The 17,420-nt window shown below is 68.2% G+C and carries 14 protein-coding genes and 1 riboswitch; of the genes, 3 read left to right on the forward strand and 11 right to left on the reverse strand.

Annotation, left to right across the window (positions count from 1 at the left end):
- Nucleotides 1–863: 863 nt before the first annotated feature.
- The 7 genes from ACZYZ5_RS17960 to ACZYZ5_RS17990 all read right to left on the reverse strand — a co-directional run bounded on the left by ACZYZ5_RS17960 (nucleotide 864) and on the right by ACZYZ5_RS17990 (nucleotide 9,181).
- A complete protein-coding gene (locus ACZYZ5_RS17960) occupies nucleotides 864–2,282 on the reverse strand; it encodes a hypothetical protein (RefSeq protein ID WP_463903561.1) in 1,419 nt (472 codons plus the stop codon).
- Nucleotides 2,283–2,398: 116 nt separating this feature from the next.
- Nucleotides 2,399–3,469 (reverse strand): Gfo/Idh/MocA family protein, encoded by a 1,071-nt coding sequence (locus ACZYZ5_RS17965; RefSeq protein ID WP_463903562.1) that lies wholly within the window; start codon nucleotides 3,467–3,469, stop codon nucleotides 2,399–2,401.
- Between the two features lie 4 nt (nucleotides 3,470–3,473).
- On the reverse strand, nucleotides 3,474–3,701 hold the full coding sequence (locus tag ACZYZ5_RS17970) for a hypothetical protein (protein WP_463903617.1): 228 nt from the start codon (nucleotides 3,699–3,701) through the stop codon (nucleotides 3,474–3,476).
- 118 nt (nucleotides 3,702–3,819) lie between these two features.
- Nucleotides 3,820–4,923, reverse strand: coding sequence for a substrate-binding domain-containing protein (locus ACZYZ5_RS17975; protein ID WP_463903563.1), 1,104 nt, complete (start codon nucleotides 4,921–4,923; stop codon nucleotides 3,820–3,822).
- Nucleotides 4,924–4,985: 62 nt separating this feature from the next.
- Nucleotides 4,986–6,254 (reverse strand): multiple monosaccharide ABC transporter permease, encoded by a 1,269-nt coding sequence (gene mmsB, locus ACZYZ5_RS17980; RefSeq protein WP_463903564.1) that lies wholly within the window; start codon nucleotides 6,252–6,254, stop codon nucleotides 4,986–4,988.
- Between the two features lie 49 nt (nucleotides 6,255–6,303).
- Nucleotides 6,304–7,860 carry a multiple monosaccharide ABC transporter ATP-binding protein gene (gene mmsA, locus ACZYZ5_RS17985; protein ID WP_463903566.1) on the reverse strand — a complete coding sequence of 519 codons (1,557 nt, stop codon included), beginning with the start codon at nucleotides 7,858–7,860 and terminating at the stop codon, nucleotides 6,304–6,306.
- Between the two features lie 130 nt (nucleotides 7,861–7,990).
- Nucleotides 7,991–9,181 (reverse strand): ROK family transcriptional regulator, encoded by a 1,191-nt coding sequence (locus ACZYZ5_RS17990; protein ID WP_463903568.1) that lies wholly within the window; start codon nucleotides 9,179–9,181, stop codon nucleotides 7,991–7,993.
- Nucleotides 9,182–9,468: 287 nt separating this feature from the next.
- Here ACZYZ5_RS17990 and ACZYZ5_RS17995 point away from each other — a divergent pair, with 287 nt between their 5' ends.
- Nucleotides 9,469–10,260 (forward strand): nitrilase-related carbon-nitrogen hydrolase, encoded by a 792-nt coding sequence (locus tag ACZYZ5_RS17995; RefSeq protein WP_463903615.1) that lies wholly within the window; start codon nucleotides 9,469–9,471, stop codon nucleotides 10,258–10,260.
- On the opposite strand, the gene ACZYZ5_RS18000 is transcribed toward ACZYZ5_RS17995, so the two are convergent.
- Nucleotides 10,239–11,948, reverse strand: a complete 1,710-nt coding sequence (locus tag ACZYZ5_RS18000) for a PucR family transcriptional regulator ligand-binding domain-containing protein (RefSeq protein ID WP_463903570.1) — start codon at nucleotides 11,946–11,948, stop codon at nucleotides 10,239–10,241. The genes ACZYZ5_RS17995 and ACZYZ5_RS18000 overlap by 22 nt on opposite strands.
- Nucleotides 11,949–12,047: 99 nt before the next feature.
- Between ACZYZ5_RS18000 and ACZYZ5_RS18005 the strand changes: the two genes are divergently transcribed.
- Entirely contained in the window at nucleotides 12,048–13,589 is a 1,542-nt protein-coding gene (locus ACZYZ5_RS18005; protein ID WP_463903571.1) for an amino acid permease, read from the forward strand.
- Nucleotides 13,586–15,289 carry a flavin monoamine oxidase family protein gene (locus tag ACZYZ5_RS18010; protein ID WP_463903572.1) on the forward strand — a complete coding sequence of 568 codons (1,704 nt, stop codon included), beginning with the start codon at nucleotides 13,586–13,588 and terminating at the stop codon, nucleotides 15,287–15,289. Before ACZYZ5_RS18005 ends, ACZYZ5_RS18010 begins: the two co-directional genes overlap by 4 nt.
- Nucleotides 15,290–15,293: 4 nt before the next feature.
- On the opposite strand, the gene ACZYZ5_RS18015 is transcribed toward ACZYZ5_RS18010, so the two are convergent.
- The 3 genes from ACZYZ5_RS18015 to purU all read right to left on the reverse strand — a co-directional run bounded on the left by ACZYZ5_RS18015 (nucleotide 15,294) and on the right by purU (nucleotide 17,210).
- Nucleotides 15,294–15,812 (reverse strand): gamma carbonic anhydrase family protein, encoded by a 519-nt coding sequence (locus ACZYZ5_RS18015; protein ID WP_463903574.1) that lies wholly within the window; start codon nucleotides 15,810–15,812, stop codon nucleotides 15,294–15,296.
- A 97-nt stretch (nucleotides 15,813–15,909) separates the two neighbouring features.
- Nucleotides 15,910–16,308 (reverse strand): class I SAM-dependent methyltransferase, encoded by a 399-nt coding sequence (locus tag ACZYZ5_RS18020; RefSeq protein WP_463903576.1) that lies wholly within the window; start codon nucleotides 16,306–16,308, stop codon nucleotides 15,910–15,912.
- Nucleotides 16,309–16,349: 41 nt separating this feature from the next.
- Nucleotides 16,350–17,210 (reverse strand): formyltetrahydrofolate deformylase, encoded by an 861-nt coding sequence (gene purU, locus ACZYZ5_RS18025; protein ID WP_463903578.1) that lies wholly within the window; start codon nucleotides 17,208–17,210, stop codon nucleotides 16,350–16,352.
- Nucleotides 17,211–17,271: 61 nt separating this feature from the next.
- A riboswitch (ZMP/ZTP riboswitch) is annotated at nucleotides 17,272–17,357 on the forward strand.
- Nucleotides 17,358–17,420 lie beyond the last annotated feature (63 nt).

Here is a 17,420-nt window from a genome sequence, read left to right on the forward strand (position 1 = left end):
CCCAGGAGCTCTGCCGTGGTGCTATTGGGCGAACTAGTATCCACGTTGTCCCCGTTCCTTCCCCGGGCGCCACGGCGGCCCCCTGAAGAATGATACCGGGACGGGTATCGGCCGCTCGCACTGCGGCCGCGGATCGACGGCCGCAGTGCGGTGGACTCGCGCATCCCGCGAGGCCGTTGAGTCCCCCCAGCGGACCCAACGACGGATTGCTTTTGCGGAGCCTGCGGGGCCGTTGAGTCCCCCAGCGGACCCAACGACGGATTGCTTTTGCGGAGCCTGCGGGGCCGTTGAGTCCCCCAGCGGACCCAACGACGGCTGGCTTTTTCCGGAGCCTGCGGGGCCGTTGAGTCCCCCAGCGGACCCAACGACGGCTGGCTTTTCCGGAGCCTGCGGGGCCGTTGAGTCCCCCAGCGGACCCAACGACGGCTGGCTTTTCCGGAGCCTGCGGGGTCGTTGAGTCCCCCAGCGGACCCAACGACGGCTGGCTTTTCCGGAGCCTGCGAGGTCGTTGAGTCCCCCAGCGGACCCAACGGACCTNAGGTCGTTGAGTCCCCCAGCGGACCCAACGGACCTCACTCCGGCCTCACAAGACCTCAGCGGAAGCCGGCCCTAGGGCGGGCGTTCCTTATGGTGCTGGGAGGGTCTGCGGCGCGCCCGGCGGCCGGCAGGACGTGCCGGGGCAGCGTGCAGCGCTGCGGGCGCTGAACGCGTCCGTTCCTTGGCGGGGGAAAAGAGAGGGCAAAAAGGGGCGCCGGAATACCGGCAGCGGACATTGCCGTCCATTGGGAATCTCCTGAATGACTGTTGGCGGGCGCCCAAGGCAGCCCGATTGGCCGTGCTCTGTGGAGGGCAGAGACGGCTAACTAGTCAGGAGATGAACCGGGGTCAGCGGCGACGGCTGAGTGCACGTGCTGCAGCGGACCACGGATTGGATCAGCGCCGGCTGTGGGAATGACCAGGTACGCGCTGGGAAGCCAGGCGGCCCCACCGGTGGGTCCACCGGAGGAAACGGTATTTCCGGATCCAGAGCCGGGCGCTGCGGGCAGGGCATCGGGCGCGGGCAGATTTGTCCCGTCGGGCCAGGGGGTGGGGCTGTCGTCGCCGGCAGGTGCTGGCGGCACGGTGCCTTCCGGGGTTGCGCCAGCCGGGGGAGCGCTACCCGTCGTTGGCTGGCCGCCTACCCTCGGCCGGACAGGGGTGTCCAGAGCCGGGAGGTAGAGCGGGGTCCCGAAGATCTCAATGTCGGGTGCGGCCGCGCGTTCCCGCAGCGCGGTCAGGCGATCCTCGGTGACGTTGCAGCCGGCCCGGACGTCGGGTTTTGCGGTGGGTACCGGGTCCGGGGGAACGGGAACCGTCGCCGGCGTCGACATGCCCTTGGGCGCCACCTCAATGAGCGGCAGGTTTGGAACCGATGGCCGGGCTGGAAGCGGGCCCGCATCCACGGGGCGCTTTACTGCGGGTTCGGCAGGTGCCGGGGCCGTGGGCGACGAATTCGGGACTGTGGGTGTGGGTGTGGGCGACAAATCCGGGACTGTGGGCGTAGGTGTGGGCGACGGATTCGGGACCGTGTCCTTGTACTTGTCCTTGTCCCTGTGCGGGCGCGTGGGAGCGGTGGCCTTGTCCCTGTGCGGGCGCGTGGGAGCGGTGGCCTTGTCCCTGTGCGGGCGCGTGGGAGCGGTGGCCTTGTCCCTGTGCGGGCGCGTGGGGGCTGTGACCGTGGGCGTGGGCGCGGGCGTGGGGGCGGATTCCGTGGGCGTGGGCGTCGGAGCGGTGACCGGGGCAATGACGGGGAGTCTTGGCGCGGGAGCGGCAACGGGCGTCGTTGGACCCGGCGGGAGAGCCGGGTAAGTTACAGCCGGGTCCGGAGCGGGCGAGGGCGTCGGGCCGGAATCAATCGGCGTGGGGGACGGAACCGGGGCAGTGACCGGCTCGGCCGGGGAGGCCGGCGGCGTGGTGACGGCGGGGTCCGGCGTCGGCTCCCCGGTGGGTGCCGGGACCGGAACAGTTGCCCAAGGCGTTCCCCCAGGGGTGAGACCGGCCGTTGCAGCGGCTTCGACAGTTGCTGGGGCTGCCGCCGCGGGCAGTGTGGCCGCGGGGGCAGCGGCCGCGGCGAGGGCCGTGGTTCCGGCGACGGTGACGTCGGCTGCGGGAGCGGGGGTGGCAGTGTCGTCCGCGCCGGCAGCTGTCGCGGAGAGCGCCAGCCAGGCGAGTCCGGCGGCGCCGCCGAGGATGATCCGCCGGAGCGGACGGCGCGAGCGCATCGGGACTGCTGCTGGGTCCACGCGCACACCCCAATTCCCCATAATGCTCGACGGTTCCCTATAGGGTAAGTCCGCGCGCGGGGGCGAGTCCAGAGCCCAAAGTAACCTTGGGCGTATTTATGGGGAGGAAACGAGCGTCACCGCGCGTCGTTCGGGTAGCTGACACCCAGCTGGGCACGCACGCCGTCGAACAGCCGCATGGTGTTCAGGGAGTCCTCAAGCGGCATTACGGGGCTCTCGATGAGTCCGTGCTGGATGCACCGGGTCACCTCGCGCAGTTCATAGCAGTATCCCCGGCCGACGACGTCGAAGGACTCGCTGCGCGCTTCGTCGAAGCCGACGCGTACCTGAAGCTCCTTGGGGTTGTTGATCGAGCCGATGGCCTGCAGAAACCCCTGGCTGCCGGCCACGGTAGCCGTCCGGGGGCCGTGCGCCAGCAGGGATGAGGTCAGTTGCGCCTGGGCTCCGTGGTGGTACCCGAGGGTCAGAGCGTTCTGGGCGTCCACGCCGTCGTCGTTAAGCCAGCCGGTAGCGCTGACCGTCTGCGGGAAGCCCAGGGTGCCCAGGGCCCAGAGCAGCGGGTACACCGTGATGTCCAGCAGCGCGCCGCCGCCATCCTTCGGGGCCCACAGGCGTGAGGTGGGCGAATACGGCGCCGGGAAGCCCAAGTCCGCCCCCACCCACTTGACCTCGCCGATCTCGCCGGAGGCGGCGATTTCGAAAGCCCGCTGCATGCTCGGCAGGAAGCGGCTCCACATGGCCTCCATCAGGAACAGCCCCTTGGCCCGCGCCAGCGAAACCAGCTCGGAGGCCTCCCGCGCGTTGACGGTAAGCGCCTTCTCGCACAGCACGTGCTTGCCGGCGTTCAGGGCCGCCAGCGCGATTTCGTGGTGGTGGGCGTGGGGCGTGGCGACATAGACGACGTCGACTGCGTCACTGGCGAGCAGCCGTTCGTAGCCGGTCTGCCCGTTGAGGTCACCGTACGCCCGGGCGAAGCCGAAATCCGCGGCGAAGGCATCCGCTGCCGCCTGGGTGCGCGAACTGACCGCGTACAGCTCGGCGTCGGAAAGGAGCTCCAGGTCGCGGGTCACGGACGCCGCGATGCCTCCCGTGGCGATGACGCCCCAGCGCAGCCTGGCGCCGGTGGCGGTGCGGGGATCGGGGTCCGGCTGGCTGAACAACCAGGGTGTGGCGATGTGGGCGGTCATGGAGTCATCCTCTCACCCGGGCGGGGGAGGTCCCTGGTTTGTGCACGCCGGAGCTGAGGGTGCGTCGGGTTGGGGGCCGCCGGAGCTGCTGGAGCCGGAACCGCCGGTCGGTCTTGTTGGCCACCAGCATGGCGAGCGCGAGGCCGATGGCAACCGCCAGCAGGGCGACCACGGCCGCTGTTCGGACCTTGCTTCTGAAGGCGTTGCCTACACTCCGGGCAAGGACGCTCACGTGACTCCTTGGGATCTTGGGCCGGCCGGAATGGCCGGCGCGGGATTTTGGGCAGCAAAAAGCCCCGGCCCGCCAGGAGGCGGTGCCGGGGCTCTTTGAGGTGCTGTTCAGACAGGAACTACTGCTTGGTGATCGGTCCGAGCACCGGATCGTTGACGTATTCCGTGTAGACGTTCTCCTGCGTCACGATGACCGGCTCCAGCAGGTAGGCCGGAACAACCTTGACCGTGTTGTTGTAGGACTTGTCATCGTTGACCTCAGGCGTCTTGCCGGCCTGGAGGTCCTTGACCATGGTGATTGCGTGCTCCACGAGCTTGCTGGTGTCCTTGTTGATGGTGGAGTACTGCTCCCCGGCCATGATGGACTTCACGGACTCGACTTCGGAGTCCTGGCCGGTGACGACCGGAATCGGCTTGCCGGCAGCCTTCACCGAGGTGATGATCGCTCGGGCCAGCGTGTCGTTCGGGGACAGCACACCGTCGAGGGGTGCAGTGCTGTAGGTCCCGGCGAGCAGGGTGTCCATGCGGCGCTGGGCGTTCTCTGCCTTCCAGCCCTGGGTGACAGCCTGCTCAAAGGTCGTCTGGCCGGACAGCACCTTGAGGGTGCCGTCGTCGATCTTCGGCTTCAGGACGCTCATTGCGCCGTCGAAGAAGACCTTCGCGTTGGCGTCATCCGGGGAACCGGCGAAGAGCTCGATGTTGTACGGGCCTTCCGGCTTCTTGGCCTTCATGCCTTCCAGCAGCGCCTGGCCCTGGAGTTCACCGACCTTGAAGTTGTCGTAGGCCACGTAGTAGTCCACGTTGGCGGTGTTCAGGAGCAGACGGTCATACGCGATGACCGTGGCGCCGGATTCCTTGGCCTGCTGCAGCTGGGTGCCCAGCTGAGCACCGTCGATGGCACCGACGATGATGACCTTGGCGCCCTTGGTGATCATGGCGCTGATCTGGTTCTGCTGTTCCGAAACGCCGCCGTTGGCGAACTGCACATCCGGTTTAAAACCGGCAGCGGTGAGGCCGTCGTTGAAGAGCGTCTCCGCCAGGACCCAGTTTTCGCTGGTCTTCTGGGGGAGCGCGACGCCGATCAGGGAGTCTTTCGGGAATGCTTCCCCGCCGGTGGTGGAACCGCCAGTGGTCCCGGTGTCGGCGCGGCCGCAGGCTGTCAGCGCCAGTGCCGCAATAGCAGCGATTGCTGCTGCCTTTCCTGCTTTACCAATCAGTCGCATTGCTTGGTTCACTTTCTTTAGATGGTGTGCGGAGAATCGTGATGGAACGGATCAGGAGCGGATCAGATGCCCCTGGAGATGACCTCTTTGGTGGAGGTGGTCTCGTCGGCCTTGATCTCGCTGCTGCGGCCGAAGTTCTTCATGAGCATGCCGATGATGGATTTCTTGCCCTGGGACTTGTTGTAGACGTCGAAGGCGACGGCGATCAGGAGCACGAGGCCCTTGATGATCTGGGTCAGGTCGGCGCCGACGCCGAGCAGCTGCAGGCCGTTGTTCAGCACGGCCATCACCAGGCCGCCGACGATCGAGCCGATCACGGTGCCGACGCCGCCGGTCACCGCGGCGCCGCCGATGAACACAGCCGCGATGGCGTCCAGTTCCCAGCCGACGCCGTCGAACGGGCCGGAGGCGGTGGAGCGGCCGACGAAGATCATGCCGGCGAGGCCGGCCAGGAGGGACATGTTCATCATGACCAGGAAGTTGACCTTCTTGGACTGCACGCCGGAGAGCTCAGCTGCGTGCCGGTTGCCGCCGACCGCGTAGATGTGGCGGCCGATGACGGTCTTGGAGGAGATGAACCCGTAGATGATCACAAGCGCAGCCAGGATCAGGCCCGGGATCGGGAAGGACGTGCCCGGCCGGCCGGTGGCGAAGAGGTAGGTGGCGTAAAGGATGGCGCCGCAGATCAGGACCAGCTTGACGATACTGACCCAGGCTTCCGGGACCTCGGCACCGAGGGCCTTGGCGTTGCGGCGGGAGCGGATCTCACTGAAGACCACGAAGGCGACAGCGAGCAGGCCCAGCAACACGGTGAGGTTGTTGTAGCCGGTGTCCGGCCCGATCTCGGGCAGATAGCCGGAACCGATCTTCTGGAACTCGGTCGGCACCGGGATGGTGTTGGACTTGCCGACGTACTGGTTGGCGCCGCGGAAAATGAGCATGCCGGACAGCGTGACGATGAACGCCGGAATGCCGACGTAGGCCACCCAGAATCCCTGCCAGGCTCCGATCAGCACGCCCAGCCCCAGCCCCATCAGGATTCCGAGGTACCAGGGGATGCCCCAGTCCCGGATGAAGAGGGCCACGCAAACGCCAACGAACGCCGCAACGGAGCCAACGGAGAGGTCGATGTGGCCGGCAATGATCACCAGGACCATGCCGATGGCAAGGATCAGGATGTAGGAGTTGCCGTTGAAGAGGTTGATGACGTTGCCCGGGGTGAGCGTCCGGCCATCGGTTGCAATCTGGAAGAAGACGATCAGGGCCACCAGGGCGAAGATCATGCCGAATTGGCGGGTGTTGCCGCCAAAGAGCTTCTTGAGCGCGTTCATTGTTTCAGTCCTTGTTTCCGGAGGGTACGGAGCAGTTGGCCCCAGCGGGTCAGGCGGTTTTGCGGGCCGAAGTCATGAGTTTCATGAGCGTTTCCTGGCTGGCTTCGTCCTTGTTGAGCACGCCGGTAATGGCGCCTTCGAAGATGGTGTAGATGCGGTCCGAGAGGCCCAGCAGTTCGGGCAGCTCCGAGGAAATCACGATGACGCCCTTCCCCTGGTTGGCCAGCTGCTGGATGATGCCGTAGATCTCATACTTGGCGCCGACGTCGATCCCTCGGGTGGGCTCGTCCAGGATCAGCAGCTCAGGGTCGGTGAACATCCACTTCGCCAGCACCACCTTCTGCTGGTTGCCGCCGGAGAGTTTTCCCACGCCCTCTTCCACCGACGGGGCCTTGGTCCGCAGGGACTTGCGGTACTGTTCGGCGACGGTGAAGACCTGGTTGGCGTCAATCACGTTGTGTTTGCTCACCTTTTTGAGGTTGGCCGAGACGGTGGTTGCCTTGATGTCGTCCAGCAGGTTCAGCCCCAGGGACTTGCGGTCCTCGGTAACGTAGCCCAACCCGGCGTCGATCGCCTGCTTGACGCTCTTGAGTTCGACGTCCTTGCCGTCCATGTGGATCTGTCCGGAGAGGAATTGGCCGTAGGACCGGCCGAAAACGGAGCGGGCGAGCTCGGTGCGCCCGGCGCCCATCAGCCCTGCGAAGCCGACGATCTCGCCGCGGCGGACGAAGAAGTTGGAGTTCTTGCAGACCATGCGGTCCGGGACCTGCGGGTGGCCCACGTTCCAGTTCTTGACCTCGAAGAAGACCTCGCCGATCTTCGGCTCGTGGTCCGGGAACCTGGATTCCAGAGTCCGGCCCACCATGCCCTTGATGATGCGGTCCTCGTCGACGCCGTCGGCCTTGACGTTCAGCGTCTCGATCGATTTGCCGTCACGGATGATGGTGATGGAGTCCGCGATCTGCTCGATCTCGTTCAGCTTGTGGGAAATGATGATGGACGTGATGCCGCGGCCCTTGAGGCCGAGCATGAGGTCCAGCAGGTGCTGGGAGTCGGATTCGTTGAGGGCGGCCGTGGGCTCGTCGAGGATGAGCAGCTTCACCGACTTGTTCAGGGCCTTGGCGATTTCGACGAGCTGCTGCTTGCCGACGCCGATTTCCTTGATCGGGGTTTCCGGGTCTTCCCGGAGTCCGACCCGGGCCAGAAGCTCGGTGGAGCGGGTCCGGGCCTCGGCCCAGTCGATCACCCCGCGCTTGGTCGGTTCGTTGCCCAGGAAGATGTTCTCCATGATGGACAGCTCGGGGATCAGCGCGAGCTCCTGGTGGATGATCACGATGCCGGCGTGCTCGCTGGCCCGGATGTCCTTGAAATGCTGGACCTCGGCCTGGTAGACGATGTCGCCGTCGTAAGTGCCGAAGGGGTAAACCCCCGAGAGCACCTTCATGAGAGTGGACTTGCCGGCGCCGTTCTCACCGCAGATCGCGTGGATTTCACCGGCCTTTACCCGCAGGTTCACCTCGGACAATGCTTTAACGCCGGGGAATTCTTTGGTGATGGAGCGCATCTCGAGGATTATCGGATCGCTGTGCGTGTTGAGGGACGTCATCTGCCCTTACGCCTCCAATGCATGACTTCGTTGTCCGCCCCTGCAAACCGCAGGGCCGTCTGATGGAAAAGTAAACTGGATCACGGCGTTGTCGTCAAGTCTTTAACGCAACGGCCCGATAACGAAAGGCTTATCCCCGCCGGATTCCGGCGTGCTGGAAGACCAACGCGGTGGCGCCCAGGGCCTCGGCGCGGTCCCCCAGGGAAGACATCGTGAGCGTCGTCGTCTCGCCGATGACGGGCACGGCATGCCGGACCAGGCCCCGCCGGATCGGACCCAGCAGGAGCTCGCCGAGGCCCGCCAGCGGGCCGCCCACCACGATCACTTCGGGGTTGATCAGGTTGGCCACATTGCCCAGGGCGCGGCCGACGGCGAGCCCGGCGTCGTCCACCACGCGCAGGGTCGCGGAGTCCCGGGCGAGGGCCTTGCGGACGATGTCCTCCGGGGTGAGCGGCGCGTCCTCCCCGCGGCCCAGGAGTTCGATCATGGTGGTGGTGGAGGCGATGGTTTCCAGGCAGCCGCGGTTCCCGCAGCGGCACACCAGCCCGTGCTCGTGGATGGTCGCGTGGCCGATTTCGCCGGTGATGCCGACGTTGCCGTAGTAGGGCATCCCGTTCAGGATCAGCCCCGCGCCGATGCCGGACCCGATCTTGAGGAACAGCAGGTTGCTGGTGCCGGTGTGCGGCCCCCAGGTCACCTCCGACAGGGCCCCGAGATTGGCGTCGTTGTCGAGGAAAACCGGGAGATCCAGCGCCTCCTCGAGGCGCTGGAGAATGTTGAGGCCCACCCATTCGGGCAGGATGGCGCCCTGCGCCACCGTCCCGGCGCGGCGGTCGATGGGGCCCGGGATGCCGACGCCGGCGCCCACCACCGCACTGCGTTCCACGCCGCTGCCGGCCAGCAGCCGGTCCAGCAGTCCGACGGCGGCGGTGATGCCTTCCTCGGCGTGGTGGCCCAGGGGGAGCAGGACCGATTCCTCGGCGATCACGTGGTAGCTCAGGGAGGCGAGGACGACGCGCAGGTGCCGGCGGCCGAAGTCGATGCCGACGGCGACGGCCCCGTTGCTGTTGAGCCGGACGTTCAGGGCCCGCCGGCCGGAGCTGGTGATCGGTTCGGTGGAGGCCAACCCGGCGTCCTGCATGATCTTGACGATGTTGGAGACCGTGGCCGTGGAGAGGCCGGTCTGCCGTGCCAGTTCCGCCTGCGTGGAGGGGCCGGCGAGCAGGCATTCAATGATCCGCTGTTGGTTCAGATGCCGGAGTGCGGATTGCGATCCGGGGTTTTTGGATCGGCTCCTCGTTGCGCGCGTTGGTGAGGGCATGCAATGAAGATTGCCCCATCCGCGTCTTGTAGTCAAGAAGTTAACGCATGATAGCTCCGGAAGTCGGCCGGCAGGGCCGGTGCGCGGCTCGGTGCAGTGTCCGCCGGGGCGTCTGCCGCGGCCGGCGGGGTGTTCCGCCCTCCTTTCCCCGCGGCCGGCGGGGCATTCCGCCCCGCTTCCGCCGCGGCCGGGCGGAAATGCACCGGGACGCCGACGCTGGCGGATGGCTACGCTGGAAAGGCGAGAGTCCGCCGCGAAGGGCGGGCCGTAAGGATGCTGAGGTGGTAATGGTGCTACTGGCCCTGATGCAGGCGAACGCCGCCGTGCTGGACGTTGACGCCAACTGCGCTGCGGTGGATGCCGCCGCCGGCAGGGCTGCCGCGGCCGGCGCCCGGCTGCTCCTCACCCCGGAGCTTTTCCCGGTGGGGTATGCGCCCCTCCGGCTGCGGGCGGAGCTTGACCCGGCGGCGCTGCCCTCCATCCGGACGGCCCTGGCGGAGATTGCCCGCCGGAACGGCATCGCGCTGGTCTACAGCCTCCCCGCCGTCACCGCAGCGGGGGAATGGCAGATCACGGCCACCCTCGTCGATCAGAACGGCGAGGAGCTGCTTAGCTACGCCAAGGTTCACCTCTTCGGGCCGGAGGAGCGCCGGGCGTTTGTGCCCGCCGGGGCCAGCCCCGGCGTCGTGGACTTCCACGGGATCAGGACCTCACTGGTGATCTGCTACGACGTGGAGTTCCCTGAGGCCGTCCGTGCCGCAGCGGTGCGCGGCGCCGAGCTGCTCCTGGTGCCCACAGCACTCGCGGAGGGATTCGATGCCGTGCCGCAGGTGCTGATCAGGGCGCGGGCCCTGGAGAATCATCTGACGGTGGCCTATGCGAACCACAGCGGGACGGAGGAGGGCTGCGACTTCCTGGGCGGCAGCGTCATCGCAGCCCAGGACGGCGGGCTCCTGGCCTCGGCCGGCACCGGGGCCGAACTGCTGTTCGCCGAGCTGCCGGAGCCAGGTGCCGCCGGCCACGAGGTAGCGTACCTGGCTGATCGCCGGCCGGAGATCTACCGCTCCTGGGGCAGCTGACCGGTACCGGACTCCGGGGCGTCCGGCGAGGCAGGGGCATCCGGCGCCGGCGGCACCCCGGGCGGCTCGTCCGTGTACTGCAGGGCAATCCACAGCTCGGCCCGGGCCTGCGCCTGGTTGAGGTCCAGCTCCAGCAGCTCCGCGAGCAGGCCGACCTGCCGGCGGATGCTGTTGCGGTGCAGGCCGGTGGCTTTGGCTGTGGCGTCCCAGCTGCCGTTCTCGCCGAGCCAGGCGCGGAGGATCCCGAGCAGGGCGTCCCGCCGCTCCGGTGCCTGCGCCAGCACGGGCGCCAGCAGCCGGGCGGCCAGCATGGCGCCGGCTTCCTTGCCGAGCAGGCCGGCCACGGACCAGGTCACGTCATCCACCCGGACGCTGCGTCCGGTGGTCCCGACGCGGCCGCGAAGGGACCAGGCCCGCCGGTAGGCCTCCGCAAGTCCCGAGAGCTCGGTGGCGCTGCCGATCACGAGGCGCCAGCCGAGCCGTTCTACGCCTGCCAGCAGGGCGTCGTCGACCTTCAGCCGGGTGATGGCGGCAAAGCCGGAGTCGGTGATCTCCACCAGCTTGGTATCAAACATCCGGCGCCACTCCAGCAGCTCCCGCACGGGAGCGGCGGGGGTTGCGGCCGCCTCCGGGCGGATGCCCAGGATCACTCGCAGCTGCCCGGACCGGGTGGAGGAGACGCTCTGCGCCAGCAGGTCCTTGAGCCCGTTGAGGTAGCGGGTGCCTCCGGACGCCAGGCTGTCAGGATGCAGCAGCAGCGCGGTGGCCAGCTGGCTGGGGGCCAGTGAGCCGCTGGTGCGCTGGCGCACCAGCAGTTCCAGCAGCCCGACGGCGGTGGAGACGACGCTGTTCTGGGCCGGAGTCAGCGGGGCATCGGTGCCCAGGACCAGGGCGCCCAGGTTGGCGTCCCGGGTGCTGCGCAGGGGATACCCGAAGACCAGCGCCGAACCTGCCGTGCCGGACGAGTCAAGCTCCACGCGCGGGCCGCTGCCGGAGAGCAGCCTCGCCAGCAGGGGCTGCAGCGTTGCCGCGTCCACGCCCGGCGTGGCCGCGCCGGCGGTTCCGCGGGCACGCACCCGCCCGTCGGTGCCCACCAGGACCGCCCAGACCGGAACCCGCTGCACGAGGGCGGCCAGGAGCTCGTGTTCCGGCCGCGCCGACAGCACCGCGCGCATCAGCTGCCGGTTCGTGTCCGCGAGCTGCCGGAACGTCGTGGCGTTGTCCGATTCCAGCAATTGCGAGAAGGCCAGCCCGACGGCGGCGAAGGGAACGGTCTTCGGGACGGCCACGAGGGTCAGGTTGTGCCGCCGGCAGGCCTGCAGCACGGCGTCGGGCACCGCGTCGAAGTACGGTTCCAGGCCGAAGCCCAGGGCGGAGACGTGCGCTCCGACCAGCCGCCGCACGTAGGCGTCCACGAGGTTTTCGGCTCCGCCCCCGCCCAGGAACGGGAGGCCGGCGGTGAGCAGGAACTCGCCGTCGAGCAGGTACGGGGTGGGATCCTCCAGCTCGCTCGGCTCCACCCAGCGCAGCCGCTCCGCCCCGTTGCCGCCGTCGTGCAGAACCGACAGCTCCGGCGGCAGCTGGCGCAGGAACTGCGCGAGGGTGACGAACCCCAGCCGCTCGCCGTCATCGGCCGCCACTCGCGCCGCATGCGCACCGGCGCGGTGCGGGAGTGCATTAAGTCTCATGGTTGAAGACTATAGGTCATTTTGCACAACCGTGAGAGCTGGCTCACAAGCCTAGGCTGGAGCGGGGAAATCACCACTACTGAAGAACGGACGTCAACGATGACTGTGCCAACTCTTATTGGAGAACGGCCACCGGCCACCACGGGCCGTCCCGGACTGACCGCGCAGCTGCTTCGCCGCAAGCCGATCGGACAGCTCGTCAGCGAAGCCGAAAACGGCCACGGCGGCACGCGGCTGGTCCGCAGCTTCGGTGTGCTGCAGCTGACGATGATCAGCGTCGGCGCCACCCTCGGCACCGGCATCCTGGTGATCCTGGGTGAATCCGTGCCGCTGGCGGGCCCGGCCATCTGGATTTCCTTCGCGATCGCCGGAGTCGCCGCGCTGCTCTCCGCCGTCTCGTACGCCGAAATGGCCGGGATGGTGCCCGCGGCAGGATCGAGCTACTCCTACACGTACGCGACCATGGGCGAAGGCATGGCCTGGATCTGCGGCTGGTGCCTGGTGCTCGAATACGCAGTCTCCGTGGCCGCCGTCGCCGTCGGCGCCGGCCAGTACGTCAACGAAGCCCTCGCCGTCTTCGGCCTCGCGCTGCCGGACGCCATCTCGCAGCCGCCCGGGGACGGCGGAGTGCTGAACGCGCCGGCGATCGTGATCGTGGTCCTGGCCATGGCCCTGCTGGTCCGCGGCGCCAGGGAAAGCGCCTGGATCAACACGGCCATTGTGGTGGTCAAGGTCGGCATCCTGGTGTTCTTCTGCGCCGTGGCCTTCACCGCCTTCAACGCCGCACACTTCGAACCGCTGCTGCCGATGGGCGCCGCTGGCGTCTCCGCCGCCGCCTCCCGGGTGTTCTTCTCCTACATCGGGTTCGACGCCGCCTCCACGGCTGGCGAGGAGGCCCGCAACCCCAAGCGGGACCTGCCCCGGGCCATCCTGCTCTCCATGCTGATCGTCACCTCCATTTACGTGCTCGTCGCGGTCGCGGCGATCGGCGCGCGGCCCTGGGGCTGGTTCGACGGCACCGAAGCCGCCCTCGTGAAGATCCTGGAGGAGACAACCGGGCAGCCTTGGATTGCGCTCGTGTTCGCCGTCGGGGCCGTGCTGGCCATCGCCAGCATCGTGCTGACGGTCCTCTACGGCCAGACCCGTATCCTGCTGTCGATGTCACGGGACGGCATGGTGCCCGGAATCTTCAGCCGCGTCTCGCCCCGCACCGGCACCCCGGTGGCCGGGACCCTGATCGTGGGCACCGCCGTCGCCCTTACCGCGGGCCTCGTCCCGCTCGGGGCGCTGGCGGACGCCACCAGCATCGGCACGCTGTTCGCGTTCGCCCTGGTCAACATCGCCGTCATCTACCTGCGGCGCCACCGGCCCGAACTTGCCCGTTGCTTCCGCGTCCCGCTGTTTCCGCTGACCCCCATCCTCGGCGCCGCCATGTGCGGCTACCTTATGCTCAACCTCGGCACCGACACCTGGGTGGTCTTCGGACTGTGGATGCTGGTGGGACTGGCCGTCTACCTCGGCTACGGCCGCCGGCACTCCCGGGTAGCGGCGCTCAGCCACGAGGAATACCGTGAACTATCCGGCGCAGCCCCCTCCGACACCCCGCCCACACCCGAACCGATGAAGGCACACCACTCATGACAACCGCCACAGAACTCCCGGCGCCCCGACCGGCAGCGCCCGGCGCCGGCGACCAGGCACCCATCACCATGCTGAATCCCGACTTCCCGTTCAGCTACGACCACTACCTGGCCCATCCGGACGGCCTCGGCGCCCTCCCGGCAGGGCTCCACGGAACCGAAGTGGCCGTCGTCGGCGCCGGGCTCTCCGGACTGGTGGCGGCCTACGAGCTGATGAAACTGGGCCTGCGCCCCGTCCTCTACGAGGCGGACCAGATCGGCGGCCGGCTCCGGACCGCAAGTTTCCCCTCCGCCGCCGGCGTTGTCGCCGACCTCGGCGGGATGCGCTTCCCCGTCTCCGGCAAGGCCTTCTACCACTACGTCGAGCTGCTCGGGCTGGAGACCCAGGAGTTCCCCAACCCGCTGGCTGCGGCGACCTCCAGCACGGTGATCGAGCTCGCCGGGGAGAAGCATTACGCCCGCACCCCGGCGGACCTCCCGCCGTTCTTCCGGGAGGTCGCGGAGGCCTGGAAGGCTGCCGTCAACGACGGCGCCAAGTTCGCCGAGATGCAGGACGCCATCCGCGCGCGGGACACCGCCCGGATCAAGGAGCTGTGGAACGCGCTGCTGCCGCTGCTGGATGAACAGACTTTCTACGGGTTCATCGCCGGCAGCGACTCGTTCAAGCAGGCCGGGTTCGCCCACCGCGAGGCGTTCGGGCAGGTGGGCTTCGGCACGGGCGGCTGGGACACGGACTTCCCCAACTCCATCCTCGAAATCCTGCGCGTCGTCTACACCGACGCCGACGACGCGCACCGTCTCATCGCCGGCGGGGCGCAACGGCTCCCGGAGGCACTCTGGCAACACGCGCCGTCGGGCATGGTCCACTGGCCCGAGGGAACATCGCTGGCATCGCTGCACGCCGGCGCTCCGCGCGGCGCCGTGGACCGGATCGCCCGGGACGGCAGCGGCGACTTCCGCATCCGGGAGCGGTGGGGCCGCGAGGCGGCCTATCCGGCCGTGATCACCACCTGCCAGTCATGGCTGCTCTCGACGCGGATCCACACCGAGGAGACCCTGTTCCCGGCAGCACTGTGGACCGCGATCGAGCGCTCCCACTACATGCAGTCCTCCAAGACCTTCGTGATGGTCGACCGGCCCTTCTGGAAGGACATCGATCCGGCGACGGGCCGGGAGGTCATGTCCATGACCCTGACCGACCGGCTCAACCGTGCCACCTACCTGCTGGACAACGGGCCGGAGCAGCCCGCGGTGATCCTGCTCTCCTACACCTGGAACGACGACGCGCTGAAGTGGCTGGCCCTGGACGCGGACCAGCGGGTCGAGCTGATGCTGCACTCGCTCGAGCAGATCTACCCGAACGTGGACATCGCCAGCCACATCGTCGGCCAGCCCATCACCGTCTCCTGGGAAGCGGACCCCAACTTCATGGGGGCCTTCAAGGCCAACCTGCCGGGACACTACCGCTACCAGCAGCGCCTCTTCAGCCACTTCAAGCAGGACCAGCTCCCGGAGGGGCAGCGCGGGATCTTCCTGGCCGGCGACGACGTGTCCTTCACCGCCGGGTGGGCCGAGGGCGCCGTGACCACCGGACTGAACGCCGTCTGGGGCGTCGTCAACCACCTCGGCGGGGCATCGGCGGCCGGGAACCCGGGACCCGGCGACGTGCTTGACGAACTGGGCCCGATCTCCCTGGACTAGGCCCTCAGCCGTGCAGTTCGCGGTGCGCCCGGGCCAGCTCCTGGTAGTGCGCCGCGTTCTGCTGCACGCCCGCGAACTCCTCGTCGGTCAGCTCGCGGCGGACCTTGGCCGGCACGCCGGCGACCAGCGAACGGGGCGGAACCACGGTGCCTTCCAGCACGACGGCGCCGGCGGCCACGAGCGAGCCGGCGCCGATGACGGCGCCGTTGAGGATGGTGGCGCTCATGCCGATCAGGCAGTCGTCCTCGACCGTGCAGCCGTGCACCACGGCGCTGTGCCCGACGCTGACCCGGGCGCCGACCGTGCAGGGGAAGCCCGGGTCGGCGTGGAGCACCACGTTGTCCTGCAGGTTGCTGCCGGCGCCCACACTGATCGCGGCGGTGTCGGCCCGGACGGAGACGCCGTAGAAGGCGCTGGAGTTCTCGGCGAGCGTTGCCTTGCCGATCACCGAGGCGCTCGGTGCGATGAACGCGGATTCGTGGACGGCCGGGGTGTCCCCGGCGAAAGCGTAAATGGGAGCCATGCCTCCAGCCTAGGACACGCCCCTTACCCGTTGCGCTACCACTTGTGGTGGTTCTCAGGGCTGGGAACAACCAAAACTGATAGGTCAACGGGGGTTGTCAGGCGGGGGAGCGGAGCACCGTGAGTCCTGCGCCCGGTTCGGGGAGGACGACGGCGATCGGCGCCCCGGGCGCGGTCACCCGCTCCAGTTCCCGGACGACGTCGTCCCATTTTTCCGGGGGCAGTCCCGCGAGGGCGTCCACCGCCCAGACCGAGGGGAAGGCCGAGGCGGCGAAGGGCAGCGCGCCGGCCGGAGCGACCGAGGCTTCCAGGCCCCGGGCCCGCGCCGCATGGATGTTCTCCTCGGACGGGTCGACGCCGGTGAAGTGGATGCCGGACTGGACAAAGCGCAGCCCGTCGGAGCCCTGGCCGCAGTCCAGGCCCAGCACACCCCTGCGGTCCTCAGCCTTGAGCAGGGCCACGAACTCGGTCAGCGGGTCTTCCGGGGAAAGTGCCATACCCCTATTCAATGACCGTCGTCAGCTGAAATCAACCGGTCTCAGTTGAAAACAACCGTCCGGTTTCCGTCCAGCAGGACCCGGTGCTCGGCATGCCACTGCACGGCCTGGGCCAGCGTGCGGCCCTCCACGTCGCGGCCCATCTGGACGAACTGTTCGGCCGTGCGGCGGTGGTCCACCCGGATGACTTCCTGTTCGATGATCGGGCCCTCGTCCAGGGCCGCCGTCACGTAGTGCGCGGTGGCGCCGATGAGCTTCACGCCCCGGGCGTGCGCCTGGTGGTAGGGCTTGGCGCCCTTGAAGGACGGCAGGAAGGAATGGTGGATGTTGATGGCCTTGCCGGTCAGCTGCCGGCACAATTCGTCGGAGATGATCTGCATGTAGCGGGCGAGGACCGTGAGCTCGATGTCATGCTCGGCCATCAGCGCCCGCAGTTCGTCCTCGGCCTGGACCTTGGTGTCCGGGGTGACCGGGATGTGGTGGAAGGGGATGCCGTAGAACTCGGCCAGGCCCGCCAGGTCCCGGTGGTTGGACACGATGGCGGGGATTTCGATGGGCAGGGTGCCGGAGCGCTGCAGGAACAGCAGGTCATTGAGGCAGTGCGCTGACGTGCTGGCCATCAACAGGGTGCGGACCTTCCGGCCGGCCGGGTTGAGGCTCCACTGCATCCCGAAGGCCTGGGCGACGGGCTCCAGGGTGGCCTGGAGCTCCAGCTCGGAGGACGCCGTCGTGGCCTCGACGCGCATAAAGAAGGTGCCGGTGCTTTGGCTGCCGTACTGCTGCGAGTCCGTAATATTGCAGCCCGCGACGAGGAGGGCGCCGGCCACGGCGTGCACGATTCCGGGGCGGTCCGGGCAGGAGAGGGTCAGGATATAGGAAGCAGTCAGCTGGTCGTCAGTCACGGAAGATAGCCTACCCGCGGTCAACCGGCGGCTCGGTCCGGGCCCCCGGACTGGGGTAGTCTGGAACGGTCGCAACTGGCGTTGGGTGGCTAACCACCAGGGAGCGGCACTCACGAAGACCACGGATCGTACGCCTGGGCCGAGGGTCATGTTTTTCCGGTTGGCAGCGCCCCGCTGCCGGCCCGCATCGGCGCCCCACTGCGGGGTGCC

The organism is Pseudarthrobacter ribosi (genome assembly GCF_055412865.1).

Coding starts and splice junctions, on each gene's coding strand:
- ACZYZ5_RS18020 (WP_463903576.1), bottom strand. CDS start 16,308: ATGGCACTTTCCCCGGAAGACCCGCTGACCGAGTTCGTGGCCCTGCTC.
- ACZYZ5_RS17990 (WP_463903568.1), bottom strand. CDS start 9,181: ATGCCCTCACCAACGCGCGCAACGAGGAGCCGATCCAAAAACCCCGGA.
- ACZYZ5_RS17975 (WP_463903563.1), bottom strand. CDS start 4,923: ATGCGACTGATTGGTAAAGCAGGAAAGGCAGCAGCAATCGCTGCTATT.
- ACZYZ5_RS18015 (WP_463903574.1), bottom strand. CDS start 15,812: ATGGCTCCCATTTACGCTTTCGCCGGGGACACCCCGGCCGTCCACGAA.
- mmsA (WP_463903566.1), bottom strand. CDS start 7,860: ATGACGTCCCTCAACACGCACAGCGATCCGATAATCCTCGAGATGCGC.
- ACZYZ5_RS18005 (WP_463903571.1), top strand. CDS start 12,048: ATGACTGTGCCAACTCTTATTGGAGAACGGCCACCGGCCACCACGGGC.
- ACZYZ5_RS18000 (WP_463903570.1), bottom strand. CDS start 11,948: ATGAGACTTAATGCACTCCCGCACCGCGCCGGTGCGCATGCGGCGCGA.
- mmsB (WP_463903564.1), bottom strand. CDS start 6,254: ATGAACGCGCTCAAGAAGCTCTTTGGCGGCAACACCCGCCAATTCGGC.
- ACZYZ5_RS18010 (WP_463903572.1), top strand. CDS start 13,586: ATGACAACCGCCACAGAACTCCCGGCGCCCCGACCGGCAGCGCCCGGC.
- ACZYZ5_RS17965 (WP_463903562.1), bottom strand. CDS start 3,469: ATGACCGCCCACATCGCCACACCCTGGTTGTTCAGCCAGCCGGACCCC.
- ACZYZ5_RS17995 (WP_463903615.1), top strand. CDS start 9,469: ATGGTGCTACTGGCCCTGATGCAGGCGAACGCCGCCGTGCTGGACGTT.